We start from the raw sequence: 20,876 nt of genomic DNA, 5'->3' as shown, positions 1-20,876 counted from the left end.
TAAAAACGTATTTACCGGTAAAAGAAAGTAGCCAGACCGAGGAAAGAAATAAATCCAACCACATCGGTGACGGTGGTGAGTACCACGCCACCGGCCAGCGCCGGGTCAATATTAAGGCGGCGCAGGGCGATGGGGATAAAAGCCCCTGCCAGACCGGCAATAATTAAGTTGATGACCATAGCGCCAGCGATAATCAGACCAATTAAGCCATCATCAAACCAAAGCGTAACAGCGATAGCGACAACCAGCGACCAGCAGAGGCCATTTAGTACCCCCACCATAAACTCTTTGCTAATTAGCCAACCACTGTTATTGCTGCCTATTTGTCCAAGCGCCATGCCGCGGATAACCACGGTGAGGGTTTGGGTACCGGCAATACCGCCCATGCTGGCGACAATTGGCATAAGGATGGCGAGAGCAACGACCTTATCAATAGTGCCTTCAAAAAGATTAATTACCGATGATGCCAGGAAAGCGGTGATTAGGTTAATACCTAACCACATCGCTCGTCGAGTAACAGTTTGCACAACCGGTGCAAAGGTATCTTCATCTTCATCCAGGCCGGCCAGACTCATTAGCGAGTGGTCGGCATCCTCGCGGATAACATCAACTACATCATCAATGGTGATACGGCCAATCAGTTTACCTTGTTCATCGATAACGGGAGCGGAAACCCAGTCATTGCGTTCAAACAGTTTAGCTACCTCGCCATCATCCATGGTGGCAGGTATGGCGTCGATATCGGTGACCATGATTTCGCGCACAGTAATGCCAGGGTCGGAAACCAATACCTTGCTTAGCGGTAATTGACCGATATATTCATCACGGCGGTTTACCACGATTAAATTATCTGTCATCTCGGGTAGTTCTTCATGGCGGCGTAAATAACGCAGCACAACCTCCAGCGGGGTTTTAGCTCGCACCGTGATGGTATCTGTGTTCATCATGCCGCCAGCAGTGTCTTCCGGATAGGACAGTACTTGTTCAACTCGCTGCCTGTCCTGCTTGTCCATCATTTGCAGGACTTCCCAAATGACACGGTCTGGGAGTTGTTGCAAAATATCGGCAACATCATCTGCCTCAAGGCCTTCGGTGATGGTCAGCAGTTCTTCGCTGTCCATATTGCGTAGAAATTGATTTTCAATTTCATCGTTGAGGTAGGGCAGGACTTCCCCTTCGCGTTCAATATCAATTAAACGCCAGATTACGGCACGGGTTTTGGGTGGCGAGGATTCGATAACATGAGCCACATCGGGTGCAGGCAGGCTGTTCAGCATGCGTCGTACCTGAATAAAGGCGCCGCTTTCTAACGCTTGATTTAACTGACCAAGCTGGTCCTGGCTTTGACTGTTATCTATTGTTGCTGACATGGTTGCTCCGCCGAGAGTGGGAGTGCTATTGGCAGTTTAGGTGAACACGGTGAATTATCCAGAAAACTAGGGGAATCAACAAGATATGAGGGTGAAATAGCTGGGAGTTAGTGTTTTTTTAGCGCTTTGCTTATTGGCCTTCATCAAAGCGGTTATGGATTAGTGTAGTCAGGGCCTCCGACGCCCTCTGCTCGTCGCTACCATCAAATTCCAATTCGAGTTCGGTGCCTTTGCTGGCGGCTAACATCATGACCGATATAATGCTTTTACCATCGACCAGCTTACCATTTCTGCCGACTTTGATATCACAGCCAAAGGCCGAGGCGGTGGTCACAAATTTGGAGGCAGCTCTAGCGTGTAGCCCGAGTTTATTGATAATGGTAATGGTGACTTTGATCATATTAATGCTGCTATTTGTTGCCGCTATTTATTGTCGATATTGGTCAGCGCCTACTCAGAATGCGGAGCTTTATTTGGTGCTAAGACGGTCCAGTTCCCGATGGCGAATTTGGACATTGCTATAGTGCTGTTGAAAATAATTACCCAATCGCTCGGCCATATATACTGAGCGATGTTGCCCGCCGGTGCAACCGATACCAACGGTGATATAGCTGCGATTATTATGTTCAAACAGTGGCAGCCATTTCACTAGATAGTCTTTAATATCGGTAAGCATGTCATTGACTTCATCCTGTTCATCCAAGAACTCTATCACCGGCTGGTTTTGACCGGTAAGTGCGCGCAGTGATGGATCCCAGTGCGGGTTGGGTAGGATGCGAATATCATAGACAATATCGGCATCGACAGGGATGCCTTGTTTAAAACCAAAGGATTGGAACAAAATGGAAATCCCCGCGCTATCTTTTTCAACCAGTCTCGATTTAATCAGGGTGCGAAGTTCATGCAGGCTCATGCTACTGGTATCAATCGTCAACGTGGCGATATCGGCAATGGGTTCTAACAGTTTACGTTCATTGATAATTGCTTCTGTCAACGCGGTGTGTTTATTGCTCAGAGGGTGGCGACGGCGCGTCTCACTAAAACGGATAATCAGTTTTTCACTGTCGGCATCCAAGAATAAGATATCAATATCAAGGTCGGCGGGTTTGTTTTGAACTAGATCGACCAGATTCGATAAATCTTGGCTGGCATTGCGGGCATCAATACAAATAGCTACTTTATTGTGCTCAAGGGCGCGGCTATTTTGTAAATGGCCTACTGTTTGTGGAATTAATGCCACTGGTAAATTATCAATGCAGTAATAGCTCTCATCTTCCAACAGATTGAGAGCGGTGCTTTTGCCGGAGCCGGAGCGTCCGCTGATAATCACAAGTTTCATTGATCTGACTCTTAACTATTTAAATGGTGTGCTTACCCGTTCTGGTACGGTTAATTGCCAGCGGCTAAGCGGTAAAGACTTTCGCTACTGTTCGCGCCGCGCAATTGTTGGCAGAACGCGGGGTCGCTAAATAGCTCAGCCAAAGTTGCCAGCACATTTAAGTGTTCATCATGTGCTTGCTCCGGCACTAGCAAAACAAATAGTAAGTCAACCGGTTGGTTATCTATGGCATCATAATCCACCGCTTCGTTCAGCTTGATTAGTGTACCAATAATCTGTTGGCATTGGGTGATGCGGCAATGGGGGATGGCAATGCCATTGCCTAAACCGGTGCTGCCCAGTTTTTCCCGAGCGATCAAGCTTTCAAATAGTTGGGTGGGATTAAATTCCGACAGGTCCTGACAAATAAATTGTGAAATATTTTCTAATACACGTTTTTTACTGCTGCCCAGTGCGCCGCAGAGGGTGCGGTCGGGGCTTAGGATGCTATCAAGTTTCATGGTAACGGTATGGACCTTTTATTCTGTATAATTGTTATGTAACAGCAAAAGAGTATAGTGCGGTCTCTTTAGTAACGAGTACCAATGTCTCACGGGTACCAGTGCCTTAGTTATGGCTGGTGTTTTTTTCTTTGTGTTTGATTAATTGCCTGTCCAGCTTATCGGTAAGTTGGTCAATGGCGGAGTACATATCATCAGACTCACAGGCGGCAAATAAATTGGCGCCGGCAACAGACACCGTAGCTTCTGCCTTTTGTATCAGCTTTTCTACGGTTAGGGTAGCATCGATTTTTGTAATGTTGCCGAAATGTCGCTGCAGCTTGGAGAGTTTGGTGTTGACATAGTCCCGTAGTGCGGGGGTGACTTCTACATGGTGCCCACTAATATTGATTTGCATAAGTAGTTCCTTTCGGTTGTACTAATTAAGGCGGTTGTACTAATTAAGGTACTCCTTTGAGTACCGATCTGTCGAGTATAAACATCAACTTGCGAACAGATTGTTATTGAATTGATCGCAAGTGCAACAATCACTGAAGCTAAACTAACTGTTTTCGCTCATTCGAGGGCGGTATCATCAGTGATTCACGGTATTTGGCGATAGTACGTCTGGCTACTTTAATGCCTTGATTACCCAGCTCTACGGTAATTTTGCTGTCGCTTAATGGCTTTTTCGGGTTTTCTGTTGCAATTAACTTTTTGATCATGGCGCGAATCGCGGTTGAAGAGCATTCGCCGCCAGAGTCAGTGCTGACATGGCTAGAAAAGAAATACTTGAGCTCGAAGATCCCTCTGGGTGTATGCATATATTTCTGTGTGGTCACTCTCGAGATGGTGGACTCATGCATTTCAACGGCTTCTGCAATATCGTGTAATACCAGCGGTTTCATCGCCTCTTCACCGTACTCTAAAAAACCGCGCTGGTGTTCTACAATTTTGGTGGCGACTTTCATCAATGTTTCGTTGCGACTTTGTAGGCTTTTTAAAAACCAGCGAGCTTCTTGTAGGTTGTCACGCAGAAAATTATTGTCATCGCTATTGTCGGCGCGCTTTACCAGCGAAGCGTAGTCGCTGTTAATTCTTAGTTTGGGGGCAATATCCGGATTAAGCTCAACCACCCAGCGATCTTTGATATTTTTCACATAGACATCAGGGACGATATATTCTGTGGTATTCGGGGTAATCATTTCACCGGGGTTGGGGTTCAGGCTTTGGATTAAATTGAGTACTTCGCGCAGTTCAGGTTCTTTGAGTCTGGAGCGGCGTAACAGTTGCGCATAATCGCGGTTGCCTAGCAAAGACAGATGGCGATCGATTATATCCTTGGCTTGTTTGAGCCAAGGGGTATCAGCGGCGAGTTGATTCAGTTGAATCACTAGGCACTCTTGTAAATCCAGCGCAGCCACCCCGGGTGGATCAAATTGTTGGATGCCATGTAACACGGCAACCACTTCGTCAAGCTCGATATCGGGGTTGTATTGGTTAAAGCTGGTGTGAAGTTGCTCTGGAGATTGGGTCAAGCGGCCATTGTCATCGACGGCGTCAATAATGGCCATACCAATACTGCGATCCACATCGGACATACGGGTAAGATTAAGTTGCCATAGCAAGTGATCTTGGAGTGATTCGGTCGTGCTATTGCGCGAATCAAAGTCAAAATCTTCGTTGCTTGAGGAGGCTTGTGACGAACTGGAAGTGGATGGGGTGCTGGATTGGTAGACGTCGTCCCACTGGGTATCGACGGGAAGGTCTTCGGGGATATTTTCCTGCCATTCGCTATCGGCGCTAGGTCCTTCAACTTCAATGTTTTCGGTTTTGGTTGCTACGTTATCGCTAAAATTGACTTCTTCGGTTTTGACGTTTTCCTGATTATGCTCGGCTTCCTGCTCTTCGTTAACGTCAAGCATGGGGTTGCTTTCCAGTGCTTGCTGAATCTCTTGTTGCAGGTCGAGAGTGGATAATTGCAGTAGTTTAATCGCCTGTTGGAGCTGAGGCGTCATCGTCAGCTGCTGGCCGATTTTAAGCTGTAGCGATTGTTTCATAGATTGTCGGAGTACCCATACTGCATATCTCTGCCGAACTGTTTGTTAGGATGCGCTGCCGGTTTGGGATATGGGTTGCTTAGTGTCTTACGCCGTTGAAAAATATCAAATAATGGGATCTATTGATTGTTATGCACGGGGTTAGTGTAACGGTGGATTTTGCTCCTAGCAAGACTTATACCGATTTTGCGTAAAACTGCCATTTTCTTATAAGGCAAACTGGTGTCCAAGGTAAATATCACGCACCTTTTGGTTATTTAGCACCGTTTGCGCAGTTCCTTCAGAGATAATATGACCTTCCCCTACGATATAGGCCTTCTCGCAAATATCCAGTGTCTCGCGGACATTGTGATCGGTAATCAGTACGCCAATCCCCAGCGTCTTTAAATGGTTAATAATTTGTTTGATATCGCCGACTGAGATGGGGTCAACCCCTGCGAAGGGCTCATCCAGCAAAATAAACGAGGGTTCTGTAGCCAGCGCGCGAGCAATTTCCACTCGGCGGCGTTCGCCCCCTGATAGCGCCATACCTAGACTATCGCGGATATGAGTAATATGAAATTCTTGTAGCAAGTTCTCCAATTTTTCGTCACGTTGTTGCTTGTTAAGGTCACTGCGGGTCTCAAGAATGGCGGAAATATTATCAGCGACTGTGAGTTTGCGAAATATCGAGGCTTCTTGAGGTAAGTAACCAATGCCTCGGCGGGCTCGGCCATGCATTGACAGGCCAGTCAGGTCAGTACCATTAAGTTGAATATTGCCCCGGTCTGCGGTGACGATGCCAGCAATCATATAAAAACAGGTGGTTTTGCCCGCACCATTAGGCCCCAGTAGCCCTACGACTTGGCCGCTGTGAACTTCTAGAGAAACATCTTTCACTACTGGGCGAGATTTATAGGCTTTGGCCAGATGATTGGCGGTCAGTACTGACATGGTTTTCCTTATTGCGTGTTTGAATCGCTATGGTCGATTTTGTCGCTAGCTTCAGGTATCAGCACCATCTTAACCCGACTCGATTTCTCTTTACCGCTGCTGGCTTTCACCTGCTCAGTGGCAATATTGTATTCGATCTTTTTACCGCTGACGGTGGTGTCGTTTTGTTGAATAGATGCATTATCACTCAAAATAACGATATCCTGATTGAGTTGATAATCTAACCGGTTGGCATTGGCTTTGATCGGCGCCTTGTTGGGATCAGATTGTTGCTCAAACTGAGCGGGTTTACCCAAGGCCCTAATCGAGGTTACTTTGCTATCTTTACTATGCACAATAATATGATCGCCGGAGATTTTAACTGAGCCCTGTGTCATCAGTACATTGCCGAAGTATTCGGTTTTTTCACCATTTTTAAGCGCTTTTTGGCTAGCTCGATCAGATTCAATATTAATTGGCAGTTGACTGTCTTCTGGCAGAGCTATTGCGTGTTGGCCAAGCATGACCAACGAGAATAAGCTCAAGTTAATAAATAATTTATTCAGCATTGTCTGGTGCCATCGTTGGCTCATATTGGCCTCTGACTTGATCGAGTAAAGTAATATGCTTGGTGTTTAAATCAGCTTCCATACCAATGGCCTGAGTAACACTGTTAGGGTTTTGCAGAGTTACGGTTTGTTCAGTGTTTGCACGCTTCTTATCAGGATAGATAAACAACTGGGGTGTTTTTAACGAGGATTGCTTGCTCTGATTAATCATCGTTACCCGATGTTGCAGGTCGATTTTATGACCGCGGTTATAAACAGTGCCAGAGAGCGCTTTGATTTCCCATGTCGTGACACCGTCCTGAAACAATTGAAAATAAGGCTGTTGCAGGCTGATGCTATCATCTTTGGGGTTATGCTGTACCGATTGGCTGACCATAATCATATCTAGCGATCCGCTTTTATCATATTGTTCACTATAGCTATTGATAAGATAGAAATTGGGGTGCTGCTCAGTTTGCCTGTTATCGTTCAGCGCCGGTGTGGTACCTGTTTCAAAATAAGCTAATAAAAAAATCAGCAATACCAGACCTGCCATGGCGGCGATACTGGTATTGATATGGCGGGTGCTGAATAGTTTCATTGATTAAAAAGCTTTTTTATCTCTGCTAATAATTGGCGGCCTTTGAGTTTCGCTTACTAGGCTACCCCTGCGTTCAGTAAATCGTGTAAATGTACTGCACCAATAGCCCGATTGTTGTCATCGATAACGGCTAATACGCTGATTTTTCCATTGTCCATAATCGCCAGAGCTTCAGCGGCTAACATATTGGCTGAGGCTGTTTTACAGTCAGTGGTCATCACATCATTGATCGATGTGTTGTGTATATCGATATTTTGATCCAGTGTGCGGCGCAAATCACCGTCAGTAAAAATGCCCAACAGTGATTGCCCGTCATCAACAATAGTGGTCATACCCAAACCCTTGCTGGTGACTTCCAGCAGGGCATCACTTAGCTTGGTCCCAGTATTGACCTTTGGTATCAGTTTGCCTGTGTGCATAACGTCTTCAACCTTTAACAGCAGTCTGCGACCTAGCGCACCGCCGGGGTGGGAGAAGGCAAAATCCTCAGCACTAAAACCTTTGGCTTCTAGCAGCGCGATAGCCAGTGCATCACCCATAACCAGAGCGGCGGTGGTGCTTGATGTTGGGGCTAAATTCAGTGGGCAGGCTTCTTCAGATATCGCGACATTTAAATTCACATTAGCGGAGCTTGATAGCGTTGAGTCGGGATTGCCGGTCATGCTAACCAGTGGTGTGCCCATGCGTTTTAACAGAGGTAATAGGGTGACTAGCTCTGCGGTGTTGCCTGAATTGGATAGGGCGAGTACTACATCGTTGGCGGTAATCATACCCATATCACCATGGCTGGCCTCACCGGGATGCACAAACATAGCGGGGGTGCCCGTGCTGGCCAGTGTTGCGGCTATTTTAGTGCCAATATGACCGGATTTTCCCATGCCTGTCACCACCACTCGGCCAGTACATGACATCATCAATTCGCAGGCTTGATCAAAGCTCTGGTCAATATTCTCAATCAGTTCATCGATGGCATCACGTTCCATGGTAATGGTACGCATGGCGGAGTTCTTATAAAGGCTGTGTTTATTTTTTGACATAGGCTAATCAGGTTCTTCCAATTGATGATTACAAGGCGCTTAGGCTTGCTTGAGGCCTCTTTAAGTCTACTATCTTTAAGTCTACTAGACGGGGAATAGTAAATAATAATAAGCGATATAACACAACAACAATACCATGCCATCGCCCCGACCAATTCTGGCTGGGCTTTGTTGTTTGTAGGTTAGCCAGTGACGGCCCAATAACATGATGGCAAATAGTAGCGTCAGTCCTGCCATGGATAAATAATCCCGGTTAAATACAACCGGTTCAAGGCTTGCAGGTGCGAGCAGTGCCGGCATTGCCATAACCGCCAATAAATTAAATAAATTTGAGCCCACCACATTACCAATGGCGATATCATGGTGGCCCTTAAGGGCGCTAGCGGCGCTGGCAGCGAGTTCTGGCAAGCTAGTGCCAACGGCTACCACAGTTAGGCCGATAATCAGTTCGCTGACACCAAAGGCCAGTGCAACTTTACCAGCACCCCAAACCAGCAGTTTGGAGCTGACAATTAAAAGTACCAGTCCAAGGCAGAAAAGCCACCAAGCTTTGCCTCGTGATAGATTAGGAATATGTTTAACGTCGGCTATTTGCTCGGCATCGGGCTGATGCGACTTGCTATTGATCAGATAATAGAAAATTCCGGACAGTATCAATAAAAAGGCGACTCCATCTATTGTGCCGAGATGGTTGTCACACAGAAAAAGCATCGCCGCGATAGTGGCACCGAGTAATAGTGGAATTTCTCTTTTGAGTAAGGTTTTGGCGATAGGAATAGGTGAAATCAGTGCAGTAACGCCAAGCACCAGTCCAATATTCGCCAAATTTGAACCCAGCGCATTACCCACTGCTAGATCGCCGGCATTATCCAAGGCAGCATTAATGGCGACGATAATCTCTGGCGCTGAAGTGCCAAGCGCTACAATGGTTAGGCCGATCATAATTGGCGCCATACCAAGATCGCGGGCAATACCGGCAGCGCCCGCAACAAAGCGGTCAGCGCTCCAGATTAAACCGATAAAACCGATAATAATGGCTGCACTATTAATAATCATAAATAAAATAAGTTTTAGCTGTAAATGGGTAAAAACTTGCGATCAATATGTCATCAGCCTGACTTGGCAGTCTCTTGGAGGCTAATAGTTTAGCTATCGTTGATACTGCCTTTGGGCGTGGCTGCATTATATAGAGCTTTAGCAGAAAGGGTATGTTTTCTGTTTTGCGGCCTATTAAAAACAGCGATAAATGAGTTATTTACCTTTGCGGTACTGTTACCTGCCAAGATTTTTCGTTACATTAGCTGAAATATTCAAACAACTGACAACCTAGGAAAGGATTTATGAAGGCATTTCAGTCGGCAGCAGCTTTGGTTGCTGATTTATTTAAGCTACTTTTTGTTGCTACCATCGTCTCTGTGTGGGCAGTAACTGCCTCTGCGCAAAACACAACAGCACCTGCCCAGCCTAGCGCCAATGAGGTGGTAAAAGCGACGACTGATAAAGTGATGAAAATTATCATCGAGGCTCAGGTTTATTACGATACTGATCCCAATCGTTTCTATAATGAGATAGAGCAGGTATTAGAGGATTTCGTTGACTTCAACAGCTTTGCCCGCGGCGTAATGGGCGTTTATGCCAGTAAAAAGCAATATATGGCGCTTGAGACCAATAAAGAGAAAGCTGCCTTTAAAGCACGCATGAAGCGTTTTGCTAATACTTTTCAGGATGGATTAGTGCAGACTTATGCCAAAGGCCTGTTGGCCTTTAACGGCAATAAAATTGAAGTATTGCCACCGGCTGAAAGTACGGCCACCGAGGGTAGTGTGACGGTTACCCAGCATGTTTATGGCGACAGCGAAAAGCCCTATGTAGTGCAGTATAAAATGCGTAAAAATCGCTCGGGTGAGTGGAAGTTGCGGAATCTAACGATTGAGGCGATTAATTTGGGTAGGGTTTACCAAAGTCAGTTTCGTGCTGCGGCCAGACAATACCAAGGCGATATTGATGCCGTCATTGATAATTGGACCGTAGATCCCACTAATAACGCGACCGATACCTAACGAATAAACTCGCTATTGGCCGCCATTTTCCGTACAATCGCCGCCTTTTTTGAGTTGCTGAGCCTGCCTGTCGCAATCCTTCGGTAGCTTAAACAATAGTCTGCTAATCTATCAATAGTCTCACTCAGGCTACGGAGCCCTAATATGGACCCTGAAAATGTCAAACAACTGTTGCAACAGCATCTTGCTGATTGCGATATTGAGGTGACGGGTGATGGTCGTCATTTCGATATTACCGTAGTCGGTGATATCTTTGAGGATCTAAACGCAGTAAAAAAACAACAGTTGGTTTATGCTGCGTTAAATCCGCAAATTGCAGATGGCAGCATTCATGCGGTCAATATGAAGACGTTTACCCGTGCCGAAGCGGCAGCGCAATAATTAGGCTTTTTGATGGATAAATTACTGATCAGTGGTGGTTCAACGTTGAATGGCGAGATCCGGATTTCCGGTTCCAAAAATTCAGCGCTGCCTATTTTGGCGGCAACCTTATTGTGTGATGACGTGATTACCATTCGCAACCTGCCTCATCTGCATGATATCACCACCATGATTGCGCTATTGCGCTGCATGGGAGTCGACGTGGTGATTGATGAAATGCTGGGTATTGAGGTTAATGCCAATACGATTGAAGATCTAACTGCCCCTTATGAGCTGGTTAAAACCATGCGCGCCTCGATTTTAGTGTTAGGTCCGATGCTGGCGCATTTTGGTGAGGCCAATGTATCTTTCCCAGGAGGCTGTGCCATTGGTAGTCGTCCGGTGGATTTGCACCTGCGCGGTTTAGAAGCCTTGGGGGCGACAGTGGATGTCGATGAAGGCTATATTCGCGCCAAGGTAGATGGGCGTCTTAAGGGCGCACATATTTTAATGGATACGGTGACCGTTGGTGGTACCGAAAATATTCTGATGGCCGCAACGTTGGCACAAGGTACGACAGTGATTGAAAATGCCGCTCGCGAGCCAGAAGTCGTTGATTTGGCCGAATGCCTCAACGCGATGGGCGCCAAAATCAGTGGTCACGGTAGCCCCACTATTACCATTGAGGGTGTTGAGCGTTTGCATGGTTGTGAATATTCGGTAATGCCCGATAGAATTGAAACCGGTACCTATTTAGTGGCCGCTGCTGCCACCAGCGGTCGGGTTAAATTAAAAGATACCCGTTCAGATATTCTGGAAGCTGTACTGGTTAAATTAGAAGAAGCCGGCGCTAAGATCACCATTGGTGACGATTGGATTGAATTGGATATGGAAGGGCGCAGACCAAAGGCGGTCAATATTAAAACCGCGCCTTATCCAGCTTTCCCCACCGATATGCAGGCGCAATTTACTGCTATGAATGCTATTTCGGAAGGGACCAGTCGAGTAACGGAAACCGTTTTCGAGAACCGTTTAAACCAGACCCAAGAAATGAATCGCATGGGTGCAAAAATTTCTATTGAGGGCAATACGGCCATCATAGAGGGAACAGCTACCTTACAATCAGCACCGGTTATGGCTTCTGACCTCAGGGCATCAGCCAGTTTGGTGATTGCCGGTTTAATCGCAGAAGGTGATACGGTGATTGATCGTATCTACCATATTGACCGTGGTTATGAATGTATCGAAGAAAAACTACAGTTACTGGGCGCGAATATTCGTCGCCTGCCGAAATAAAAAAGACCAATTATAGAAAAGACAAATTATGGATCAGCAAGTGATTATCGCCTTGACCAAAGGTCGTATCCTCAAAGAAACGTTGCCCTTATTAGCGGCAGCGGGCATTGAGCCGCTTGAAGATATCAGCAAAAGTCGCAAATTGATTTTTGCAACCAGTCAGCCCGATATTCGTCTATTGGTTATCCGTGGATCTGATGTGCCTACCTATGTGCAACATGGTGCCGCCGATATGGGTGTATCCGGTAAAGATATGTTGTTAGAAGCTGGTGGCGCTGACTTATATGAGCCGTTGGACTTGAATATTGCCAAATGCCGATTAATGACTGCTGGGCTAGTGGGTCAAGAACTGCCGCGAGGCCGAGTTCGTGTTGCCACCAAGTTTACCAATGTGGCCAAACATTACTGCGCAGAGAAAGGTATTCAAGCCGACATTATCAAATTATATGGGGCGATGGAATTGGCTCCTTTAATGGATCTGGCTGATATGATTGTGGATATCGTCGATACCGGCAATACCTTAAAAGCCAATGGTATGGAGCCGCGGGATCTAATTGCCGATATTAGTTCACGCCTAGTAGTTAATCGTGCCGCCATGAAGCGCAAGCATCAGCGTATCTCGCAAATTATTGAGCAACTGCGCGCAGTGGTGGAGGCGGCTGTTTAAATGTCGACACCCTCGCAATCCATGATACGTTTAGATGCCAATCAAGCGGACTTTGAGCAGCGTTTAAGTCAGTTATTGGCTTGGGATTCGGTGGTTGATGATTCTGTTGTCGGTGCGGTCGATAAGATAATTGCTGCTATTAAAGACCATGGTGATCAGGCGTTGTTGGAATATACCAACCGTTTTGATCGCATGGATGCAAAGTCAATGACCGAATTGGTCATGGATAAAGCTCAAGTTGAGCAATCCCTGTCGATGATTTCTGCTGAACAGCGGGCTGCGCTAGAAACAGCGGCCGATCGCATTCGTCGTTATCACCAACATCAAAAACAGGATTCTTGGTCTTATACTGAAGCTGACGGTACGGTACTGGGGCAACAAATCACAGCGCTGGAAAAAGTCGGTGTTTATGTGCCCGGTGGCAAGGCGGCTTATCCATCGACGGTATTAATGGATGTAATTCCTGCCAAAGTTGCCGGTGTGGAGCAGGTGGTGATGACCAGCCCTACACCAGACGGTGATATTAATCATATTGTACTGGCGGCGGCGGCGATTGCCGGTGTCGATAAAGTCATTACTGTTGGTGGTGCGCAGGCTGTTGCGGCTTTGGCCTATGGTACTGAAACCATCCCCCAAGTTGATAAAATTGTTGGGCCAGGCAATCTATTTGTGGCAGCGGCAAAGCGACAAGTATTCGGTCAGGTTGGTTTGGATATGATTGCTGGGCCTTCAGAAATTCTCGTCATCTGCGATGGTCAAACGGATCCCGATTGGATTGCGATGGATTTGTTTTCCCAAGCTGAACACGATGAAAATGCGCAGTCTATTTTGGTTTGTCCTGATGCTGCTTTTATTGACAAAGTTGAAGCAAGTATTAATAAGTTACTGCCCACCTTGGAGCGACAAGCTATTGCCTCGGCCTCTTTGTATAACCGTGGTGCTTTAATTCAGGTCAGTGATATCGCTCAGGCTATTGCCGTGTGCAACCGTATTGCGCCTGAACACCTGGAGTTATCCGTTGAAGATCCGCAAGCGCTCTTGCCACAGATTAAGCATGCCGGCGCTATCTTTATGGGGCGTTATACCTCGGAGGCTTTAGGTGATTATTGTGCTGGCCCCAACCATGTTTTACCCACCTCGGGTACGGTACGGTTTTCCTCACCGTTGGGTGTCTATGATTTTCAAAAACGCAGCTCAATTATCCACTGCTCCGCAGAAGGTGCGGCCGAATTAGGTAAAGTGGCTTCTGTATTGGCGCGGGGTGAATCCTTAACCGCTCATGCCCGTTCTGCGGAATATCGCATCAAGTAACTTCTATTCTGTGGCGTCCTCTTTGTTGCCCACCACGGCGCTGATACTCATTGTTTGTCCTTCCCTGACTAGGTCAATCACCACTTCTTCACCGGGTCTGGTGGCAGCAATAAAATTCATCGCTGCTTGACCATTACCAACCGGTTGATTGTTAATGCCGGTAATGATGTCGCCTTTGATTAAACCACTATTATCCGCAGGCCCGCCGCGATGAATATCCATGATAATAATGCCGTTATTAACCGGTAAATTATAGGATTGTGCAGTAGCTGCAGGTATGGGTTCTACGTTAACGCCCAACCAGCCCCGGATAACTTTGCCATATTCAATAATGTCGGACATAATTCTTATTGCAAGGTCGGATGGTGTGGCCAGGCCGATACCCTGCGAGCCTCCCGAATTACTCTGAATCGCGGTGCTGATACCTAGCAACCGACCTCGAGCATCTACCAACGCGCCGCCAGAATTGCCGGGATTAATCGCCGCATCGGTTTGAATAAAATTTTCATAGGTGGTCAGTTCTAACCCATGGCGTCCAGTCGCACTGATAATCCCCTGCGTAACGGTGTGGCCAAAACCATAGGGATTGCCGATAGCTAGCACGACATCACCGACCATCGCTTGAGAAGGATCACCGATGGTAATCGTTTCAAGCTCGTTAAGGTCAATTTTTAACACCGCTAAATCGGTTTCACGGTCAATACCGATAACCTTGGCCAGTGCTTCGCGACCATCTTGTAACAGGACTAGAATTTTATCGGCATCTTTAATGACATGGTTATTGGTCAGAATATAGCCGTTGGGATTAATAATAATTCCCGACCCCAGACTATTTTGGACACGTTCTTTTTGCCGGATAATATTTTTTTGCAACAAGTACCGCAAAATAGGGTCATTATAAAGTGCTGGTAACTTCTGCTTCACAGTTTTACGGGTATGGATATTCACTACGGCAGGGGCAGCTTGCTGAACTGCCTGCGCATAAGAGTAAGGGCCCTGAGAACTGACAGACCGAGTATCGTTGGCGTTATTGATGCCCAATAAATCAGGAAAATGATCCAGAATAATAATGGCGGCTAATAGGCCGCACACCACAGGCCAGCGTAAAAATTCTAATAACTCTTTCATAGCTTGGCTAAACCACACTTGAGATTTATTATCGATACTGTAGCCTAACATGAGTTTTGTTGTGGTGGCAGAGCTATATCTGTTTTACATGCTGTGAGTGAATAACCATGTCCGTCAGTCTGAAAGCGTTTTTAAGCGATACCAATGAGCTATTAAAGCCGCAAGCCTTTAATGATTATTGCCCGAATGGTTTGCAGGTGCAGGGTAGCGATACCATCAATAAGTTAGTGGTCGGGGTAACAGCCAGTCAGGCCTTGATTAACCGTGCGATTGACGAAAAAGCCGATGCGATTTTGGTGCATCATGGTTATTTTTGGAAAGGTGAAGATCCTTGTATAGTCAGCATGAAGTACCGTCGAATTGAGGCGCTGATTAAAAACAATATTAGCTTGATTGCCTATCATCTGCCGCTTGATGCCCACCCGCTGATGGGTAATAACGCCCAGCTGGCCAAACGGCTTGATATAACGGTTACAGGTGGTTTGCAACCGGATAATCCGAATTCAGTAGGCAATGTAGGGCGTTTGGCTGCGCCTGTATCGGCAGAGAAATTTTGCCAGCAAGTGAATGCCGCCTTGGGAAGAGAGCCCCTTTTAATTAAAGGTGGAGATCAGCTGATAGAGACTATTGGTTGGTGTACGGGTGGCGCTCAAGGCTATATTGATCAGGCGGCCTCACTGGGTGTGGATGCTTACCTCTCTGGTGAGATCTCCGAGCCCACTGTGCATAGCGCCAAGGAATTGGGTATTCATTATATAGCCGCGGGACATCACGCAACGGAGCGCTATGGGGTGCAGGCAGTGGGAAAATATATGGCCGAAAAATTCAATTTGGACTACCAATTTATCGATATCGATAATCCGGTCTAGCCTGTCATGATTGCTGCCTGGGTGGATTTGATTACATTCTATCCTCAGCTGTAATCATGACATCAATTTTTTCCTGTCGGGCTTTTTTGTCCAAACCAAACTCCTCATTGAGCATCCCCGGTTCATTTGGCGCTGTTTTAGGTGCGTAGTCTAATGGGGGTGTAATCATATCCCCTTCATTAACAATCACCGGTGTTTCGGTATCACCTTCCAGTGCCTGCAGCGTTTCTTTAGCATGCTCACTGGCTAAAAGCTGCGCACCTTTGGCCAGGTGGTTATGTACTTCACGGTAACTGGTTGTTAGCTGGTTAAGCAGGTCGGCAGTTTCTACAAAATGCTCAGACACCTCGGTTTGATAGCTTTCTTGCTGCTGTTTCATTTCATTTAAATGATCTTCCAGCTGGCGTTGTGATTGCCGGGTGGGCGCTGTCCGCAGGGAAATCAGGTAGCCAGCGGCCAAGCCGATAATGGTCATAGCAAAAGCGACGGTGATAACTAATTCCAGAGAGTACAAAGCGGTATCCTTTAATTATGATTGAATTGAGTCGTTAGTATAACGTTAAAATTGACGCGCGTCAGAGATCTATCGCAGTTGCTGGCAGGTTGATACTGTCTGTGTATCTCGGTAAAGTTGCCCACCCTGCGGCCATGTATCCATAGATATGCCGCCATTAGATATGACGATGATTTCAATAGTATGACTCCTACAGTGCGTTATCAATCAGACCTGAAGCGAAAGGATTTCTCTTATGATCCCGTTCAAGAACAGGCTGTGGCTTATTTACAGGATTTATACGATCGCCTATTAAGCGCTGATGCACAGATCAGTAAAGGCGGTTTTCTTGCTCGCCTGCTGGCACGCTTTCGGGCTGAAAAGCCGGTTGAACCAGTTCGGGGGCTCTATTTTTGGGGCGGTGTTGGACGGGGTAAAACCTATCTTATGGATGCTTTCTATGATGCATTGCCTTTTGAGCGAAAAATCCGCGTGCATTTCCACCGCTTTATGCAGCGTGTTCATCAAGAGCTTGCCAAGCTGGAAGGGCAGAAAAACCCGCTCAATCTTATTGCCGAGCGACTGGCAAAAGAGGCTAGAGTCATCTGTTTTGATGAGTTTTTTGTCTCCGATATTACCGATGCCATGATTCTGGGAGGCTTATTTGAGCAGTTATTCGGCCGGGGTGTCACCTTGGTCGCTACCTCCAATATTGTGCCCGATGGTCTCTACAAGGATGGCTTACAGCGCAGCCGCTTCCTGCCCGCCATTGCCTTGGTCAAAAAGCATACCGAGGTGGTCAATGTTGATGGTGGTATCGATTACCGTCTGCGAGCGTTAAAACAGGCCGAGCTATACCATTTTCCGCTGGATGATGAGGCAGATAGAAGCCTTGAGCGTTCCTTTAACAGTCTAAACCCCGATGTTGAGCATATTCTGCGCAATGAGCCACTGGATATAGAAGGGCGGCCCATTGTCGCTCGCTGTATTTCCGACGATGTGGTTTGGTTTGATTTTACAGCGCTCTGCGACGGGCCCCGCAGTCAGAATGACTATATTGAACTAGCCCGCGAATTTCATGCGGTTTTGGTCAGTGATGTGCCGCAAATGGATGGCAGTAAGGATGATCAGGCCCGCCGTTTTATCAATTTGGTCGATGAGTTTTACGATCGCAACGTCAAGCTGGTGCTGTCGGCTGCAGTGCCGCTGCAACAGCTCTATGTAGGTAGCAAACTTAGCTTTGAATTTGAGCGTACCCAGAGCCGTTTATTGGAAATGCAGTCCCATGATTACCTGGCGTTGGAGCATCGCCCTTAAGCGGGTGCAAAGATGCCATCAAATGGTTAATTTGGCCTTCAATTAAGTCCGTAAAGCTCTTGATCTAGTGCTTCCCTCTCTGTACAATCCGCGCTCTTCGTAAATACGAGTCCCTGCTCTCAAGTTAGTAGCACCTCTACAAAATAGGTTGTTAAAAGATGAAAACCTTCAGTGCAAAGCCGGATTCTGTACAGCGAGATTGGTTCTTGGTAGATGCCGATGGCAAAACCTTGGGTCGATTGGCTACAGAAATCGCACATCGCTTGCGTGGCAAGCATAAAGCCGAATACACCCCGCACGTTGATACTGGCGATTATATCGTTGTTGTTAATGCCGAGAAAATTCAGGTCACTGGTAATAAAGCCAAAGACAAGACGTATTACCACCATACTGGTTATGTGGGTAATCTGAAGTCAATCAGCTTCGAAAAACTCATTGAAAAAGCCCCTGAGCGTGCCATTCAGGATGCGGTTAAAGGTATGTTGCCTCGCAATCCTCTGGGTCGCACGATGTTTAGAAAGCTGAAAGTCTACGCTGGTACTGAACATCCTCATGCTGCGCAGCAGCCTCAACCACTTAGCCTATAACGGACGGAACTATGTCAGCTACTCAATATTACGGTACCGGCCGTCGTAAAACTTCAACAGCTAGAGTTTTCTTAAAATCTGGCTCCGGTGAAATCACTATTAACAAACGCTCTATCGATACCTATTTCGGTCGTGAAGTTGCGCGCATGATTGTGCGTCAGCCACTAGAACTGATCGATATGGTTGATAAGTTTGATCTTCACATCACCGTTACCGGTGGTGGTAGCTTCGGTCAAGCGGGTGCCATTCGTCACGGCATTACCCGTGCTCTTATGGAATATGACGAAGGTCTTCGTCCAGCACTGCGGGCAGAGGGTTATGTTACCCGTGATGCGCGTGAAGTTGAACGTAAGAAAGTTGGCCTGCGTAAAGCACGTAAGAAGCCACAGTTCTCGAAACGTTAATTGTTGGTTGTATTTCGCGCTTGGCAGCGTGCTTAACCACATTGTCAGGCCTCGCAAAAAAACGTCCACGATTGCTAAAGTCTGGGCGTTTTTTTATGACTGCTGATAGGGTTTTCGCTATTGGTCAGTAAAACCACTTGTTTTGCCTGTTTTATAGGCGAAGCCCTTGAATTATCTAAGGTTAATTGTTGTAAGCCCGAGTCAACTTCTTTACTATTTGGCTCCATTCAAACAGATAGCTGTGGTTTTAGAAAATTGTTCAGAAAATCATGCTAAGAGTGGCTGCTGACAGGGTGGTTAAGCTTGGTTGGATTTAAAATTTGTTAGTCTTAGGGGGATTACGTCATGAGTAATGACGGCGTTAATACTACGCGGCGACGCTTTCTGACAGGAGCTACCTCTGTGGTAGGTGCTGCAGGAGCTGTCGGTATTGCTGTTCCGTTTGTTGGTTCTTGGAACCCAAGTGCCAAGGCAAAAGCCGCTGGCGCTCCGGTTAAATTTGATATCAGCAAGCTTGAGCCTGGTGAAATGAAAGTGGTTGAATGGCGTGGCAAGCCGGTTTATGTGGTTCGCCGTACCGCCAAGTCACTTGCTGAACTCAAAAGCCTTGAAGGCTCTTTAAAAGACCCCGCTTCTAGCAGTGCCGACCAGCCTGCCTATATCGAAGGCGAGCAACGGGCTATCAATCCAGAATTTATGGTGCTAGTGGGTTTATGTACCCACCTTGGTTGTGCCCCAAAATATCGCCCTGAAGTGGGTTCGATTCCAACCAGTGACGGCAGTAACTGGGTCGGTGGCTTCTTCTGCCCCTGTCACGGATCCATGTTTGATTTATCCGGGCGTGTTTACAAAGGTGTGCCAGCATCCGCCAACCTTGTAGTACCCCCTTACTCGTTTGAAAGCGACACCGTTATGGTGATCGGTGTGGATCAGGAGGCAGCTTAATGATCAATATGCTAGTAGGATTGAGAGATTGGGTTGATGAGCGTCTGCCAATTATGCGCGCCTGGAACACCCATATGGGCAAGTACTATGCGCCAAAAAACTTTAACTTTTGGTACTTCTTTGGTGTTCTATCGCTTGTTGTATTGGTTAACCAATTACTGACCGGCGTTTGGCTCACCATGAGCTATACCCCGAGTGCTGAAGAAGCGTTTAAGTCTGTCGAATACATTATGCGTGATGTCGATTACGGTTGGATTATTCGCTATATGCACTCTACCGGCGCCTCGGCGTTCTTTATTGTGGTTTATCTGCATATGTTTCGCGCCTTGATTTACGGATCCTACAAAAAGCCACGTGAGCTAGTGTGGTTGTTCGGTATGGTGATCTTTGTGGTATTAATGGCTGAAGCTTTTGTCGGTTATGTACTGCCATGGGGTCAAATGTCATACTGGGGTGCACAGGTTATCATCTCATTGTTTGGTGCTATTCCAGTTGTGGGTGAAGATATCGTCCAGTGGATTCGTGGTGACTTCCTGATCTCGGGTATTACCCTCAACCGTTTCTTTGCGTTGCACGTGGTTGCGCTGCCTATTGTTTTGCTAGGTTTGATTGTTATGCACCTATTGGCATTACATGAAGTGGGTTCAAATAATCCTGACGGTGTAGATATCAAGAAGCACAAAGACGAAAACGGTGTGCCGCTCGATGGTGTTGCTTTTCACCCATACTATTCCGTACACGATTTACAGGCGATTGCGGTGTTCCTGTTTGCCTTCTGTGCGATTCTTTTCTTCGCGCCGGAAATGGGCGGTTACTTTATTGAATATGCCAATTTTGAAATTGCCAATTCACTGAAGACTCCGGAACATATTGCACCGGTTTGGTACTTTACGCCATTCTATTCGGTACTGCGTGCGGTTCCCGACAAGTTATTAGGCTTTATTGCCTTTGCGGCGTCAGTAGCGATTCTATTTATCCTGCCCTGGATTGATCACAGTAAAGCTAAATCATTCCGTTATAAAGGAAAAGTGCCAACGATTATGATTGGTGTATTTGCTGCTGCCTTTATTATTTTGGGTGTGTTGGGAGTTAA

General features: G+C 46.7%; 24 protein-coding genes. 11 read left to right on the top strand and 13 right to left on the bottom strand.

The annotated features are described in order from the left end of the window. Window positions 1–11: 11 nt before the first annotated feature. From mgtE to AACP44_RS02635, 11 genes are all read right to left on the bottom strand, one after another. Window positions 12–1,370, bottom strand: a complete 1,359-nt coding sequence (mgtE, locus tag AACP44_RS02685; protein WP_339338749.1) for a magnesium transporter — start codon at window positions 1,368–1,370, stop codon at window positions 12–14. A gap of 130 nt (window positions 1,371–1,500) precedes the next feature. After that, window positions 1,501–1,770, bottom strand: a complete 270-nt coding sequence (locus AACP44_RS02680) for an HPr family phosphocarrier protein (RefSeq protein WP_339338747.1) — start codon at window positions 1,768–1,770, stop codon at window positions 1,501–1,503. Between the two features lie 69 nt (window positions 1,771–1,839). After that, window positions 1,840–2,709, bottom strand: a complete 870-nt coding sequence (gene rapZ, locus AACP44_RS02675) for an RNase adapter RapZ (protein ID WP_339338745.1) — start codon at window positions 2,707–2,709, stop codon at window positions 1,840–1,842. A gap of 50 nt (window positions 2,710–2,759) precedes the next feature. Further along, a complete protein-coding gene (ptsN, locus tag AACP44_RS02670; RefSeq protein WP_339338743.1) occupies window positions 2,760–3,209 on the bottom strand; it encodes a PTS IIA-like nitrogen regulatory protein PtsN in 450 nt (149 codons plus the stop codon). A gap of 106 nt (window positions 3,210–3,315) precedes the next feature. Then, on the bottom strand, window positions 3,316–3,606 hold the full coding sequence (gene raiA / locus AACP44_RS02665) for a ribosome-associated translation inhibitor RaiA (protein WP_339338741.1): 291 nt from the start codon (window positions 3,604–3,606) through the stop codon (window positions 3,316–3,318). 139 nt (window positions 3,607–3,745) lie between these two features. Further along, window positions 3,746–5,248: an RNA polymerase factor sigma-54 gene (locus AACP44_RS02660; RefSeq protein ID WP_339338739.1), complete on the bottom strand. Its 1,503-nt coding sequence runs from the start codon at window positions 5,246–5,248 to the stop codon at window positions 3,746–3,748. 207 nt (window positions 5,249–5,455) lie between these two features. Beyond that, window positions 5,456–6,181 carry an LPS export ABC transporter ATP-binding protein gene (gene lptB / locus AACP44_RS02655; protein WP_339338737.1) on the bottom strand — a complete coding sequence of 242 codons (726 nt, stop codon included), beginning with the start codon at window positions 6,179–6,181 and terminating at the stop codon, window positions 5,456–5,458. An 8-nt stretch (window positions 6,182–6,189) separates the two neighbouring features. Further along, window positions 6,190–6,729: a lipopolysaccharide transport periplasmic protein LptA gene (gene lptA / locus AACP44_RS02650; RefSeq protein WP_339338735.1), complete on the bottom strand. Its 540-nt coding sequence runs from the start codon at window positions 6,727–6,729 to the stop codon at window positions 6,190–6,192. Beyond that, window positions 6,719–7,309, bottom strand: a complete 591-nt coding sequence (gene lptC / locus AACP44_RS02645; RefSeq protein ID WP_339338733.1) for an LPS export ABC transporter periplasmic protein LptC — start codon at window positions 7,307–7,309, stop codon at window positions 6,719–6,721. The genes lptA and lptC overlap by 11 nt, the downstream gene beginning before the upstream one ends. A gap of 56 nt (window positions 7,310–7,365) precedes the next feature. Next, window positions 7,366–8,346: a KpsF/GutQ family sugar-phosphate isomerase gene (locus AACP44_RS02640; RefSeq protein WP_339338731.1), complete on the bottom strand. Its 981-nt coding sequence runs from the start codon at window positions 8,344–8,346 to the stop codon at window positions 7,366–7,368. Between the two features lie 84 nt (window positions 8,347–8,430). After that, window positions 8,431–9,402 (bottom strand): calcium/sodium antiporter, encoded by a 972-nt coding sequence (locus tag AACP44_RS02635; protein WP_339338729.1) that lies wholly within the window; start codon window positions 9,400–9,402, stop codon window positions 8,431–8,433. 284 nt (window positions 9,403–9,686) lie between these two features. On the opposite strand from AACP44_RS02635, the gene AACP44_RS02630 reads away from it, so the two are divergent. The 5 genes from AACP44_RS02630 (at window position 9,687) to hisD (ending at window position 14,040) form a co-directional block, all read left to right on the top strand. Beyond that, the gene (locus tag AACP44_RS02630) at window positions 9,687–10,406 is read left to right on the top strand and encodes an ABC transporter substrate-binding protein (RefSeq protein ID WP_339338727.1); all 720 of its coding nucleotides are present in this window, start codon (window positions 9,687–9,689) and stop codon (window positions 10,404–10,406) included. A 144-nt stretch (window positions 10,407–10,550) separates the two neighbouring features. Beyond that, window positions 10,551–10,787, top strand: a complete 237-nt coding sequence (locus tag AACP44_RS02625; RefSeq protein ID WP_339338725.1) for a BolA family protein — start codon at window positions 10,551–10,553, stop codon at window positions 10,785–10,787. A gap of 12 nt (window positions 10,788–10,799) precedes the next feature. Further along, entirely contained in the window at window positions 10,800–12,062 is a 1,263-nt protein-coding gene (murA, locus tag AACP44_RS02620) for a UDP-N-acetylglucosamine 1-carboxyvinyltransferase (RefSeq protein WP_339338723.1), read from the top strand. 28 nt (window positions 12,063–12,090) lie between these two features. Further along, on the top strand, window positions 12,091–12,729 hold the full coding sequence (gene hisG, locus AACP44_RS02615) for an ATP phosphoribosyltransferase (RefSeq protein WP_339338721.1): 639 nt from the start codon (window positions 12,091–12,093) through the stop codon (window positions 12,727–12,729). Then, a complete protein-coding gene (gene hisD, locus AACP44_RS02610) occupies window positions 12,730–14,040 on the top strand; it encodes a histidinol dehydrogenase (RefSeq protein WP_339338719.1) in 1,311 nt (436 codons plus the stop codon). A gap of 3 nt (window positions 14,041–14,043) precedes the next feature. Here hisD and AACP44_RS02605 read toward each other — a convergent pair whose 3' ends face one another. After that, complete coding sequence (locus AACP44_RS02605; RefSeq protein ID WP_339338717.1) at window positions 14,044–15,168, bottom strand: trypsin-like peptidase domain-containing protein; 1,125 nt, start codon at window positions 15,166–15,168, stop codon at window positions 14,044–14,046. A 107-nt stretch (window positions 15,169–15,275) separates the two neighbouring features. On the opposite strand from AACP44_RS02605, the gene AACP44_RS02600 reads away from it, so the two are divergent. After that, window positions 15,276–16,037 carry a Nif3-like dinuclear metal center hexameric protein gene (locus AACP44_RS02600; protein ID WP_339338715.1) on the top strand — a complete coding sequence of 254 codons (762 nt, stop codon included), beginning with the start codon at window positions 15,276–15,278 and terminating at the stop codon, window positions 16,035–16,037. Between the two features lie 31 nt (window positions 16,038–16,068). Here AACP44_RS02600 and AACP44_RS02595 read toward each other — a convergent pair whose 3' ends face one another. Next, complete coding sequence (locus AACP44_RS02595; protein ID WP_339338714.1) at window positions 16,069–16,551, bottom strand: YhcB family protein; 483 nt, start codon at window positions 16,549–16,551, stop codon at window positions 16,069–16,071. A 183-nt stretch (window positions 16,552–16,734) separates the two neighbouring features. Between AACP44_RS02595 and zapE the strand changes: the two genes are divergently transcribed. The 5 genes from zapE to AACP44_RS02570 all read left to right on the top strand — a co-directional run. Next, window positions 16,735–17,847 (top strand): cell division protein ZapE, encoded by a 1,113-nt coding sequence (zapE, locus tag AACP44_RS02590; RefSeq protein ID WP_339338712.1) that lies wholly within the window; start codon window positions 16,735–16,737, stop codon window positions 17,845–17,847. A 158-nt stretch (window positions 17,848–18,005) separates the two neighbouring features. Continuing rightward, window positions 18,006–18,434 carry a 50S ribosomal protein L13 gene (rplM, locus tag AACP44_RS02585; RefSeq protein ID WP_339338710.1) on the top strand — a complete coding sequence of 143 codons (429 nt, stop codon included), beginning with the start codon at window positions 18,006–18,008 and terminating at the stop codon, window positions 18,432–18,434. Window positions 18,435–18,445: 11 nt separating this feature from the next. Continuing rightward, on the top strand, window positions 18,446–18,838 hold the full coding sequence (rpsI, locus tag AACP44_RS02580; RefSeq protein ID WP_339338708.1) for a 30S ribosomal protein S9: 393 nt from the start codon (window positions 18,446–18,448) through the stop codon (window positions 18,836–18,838). A 345-nt stretch (window positions 18,839–19,183) separates the two neighbouring features. Then, window positions 19,184–19,783 (top strand): ubiquinol-cytochrome c reductase iron-sulfur subunit, encoded by a 600-nt coding sequence (gene petA / locus AACP44_RS02575; protein ID WP_339338706.1) that lies wholly within the window; start codon window positions 19,184–19,186, stop codon window positions 19,781–19,783. Beyond that, window positions 19,783–20,876 (top strand): cytochrome bc complex cytochrome b subunit (locus AACP44_RS02570; protein ID WP_339338704.1); only part of this gene is annotated, 1,094 nt, incomplete at its 3' end. The genes petA and AACP44_RS02570, both read left to right, overlap by 1 nt.

Origin of the sequence: uncultured Oceanicoccus sp., assembly GCF_963968385.1 — a bacterium.
Classification (GTDB): domain Bacteria; phylum Pseudomonadota; class Gammaproteobacteria; order Pseudomonadales; family Dasaniaceae; genus Oceanicoccus.
This window is presented reverse-complemented; position numbering and strand designations above follow the sequence as displayed.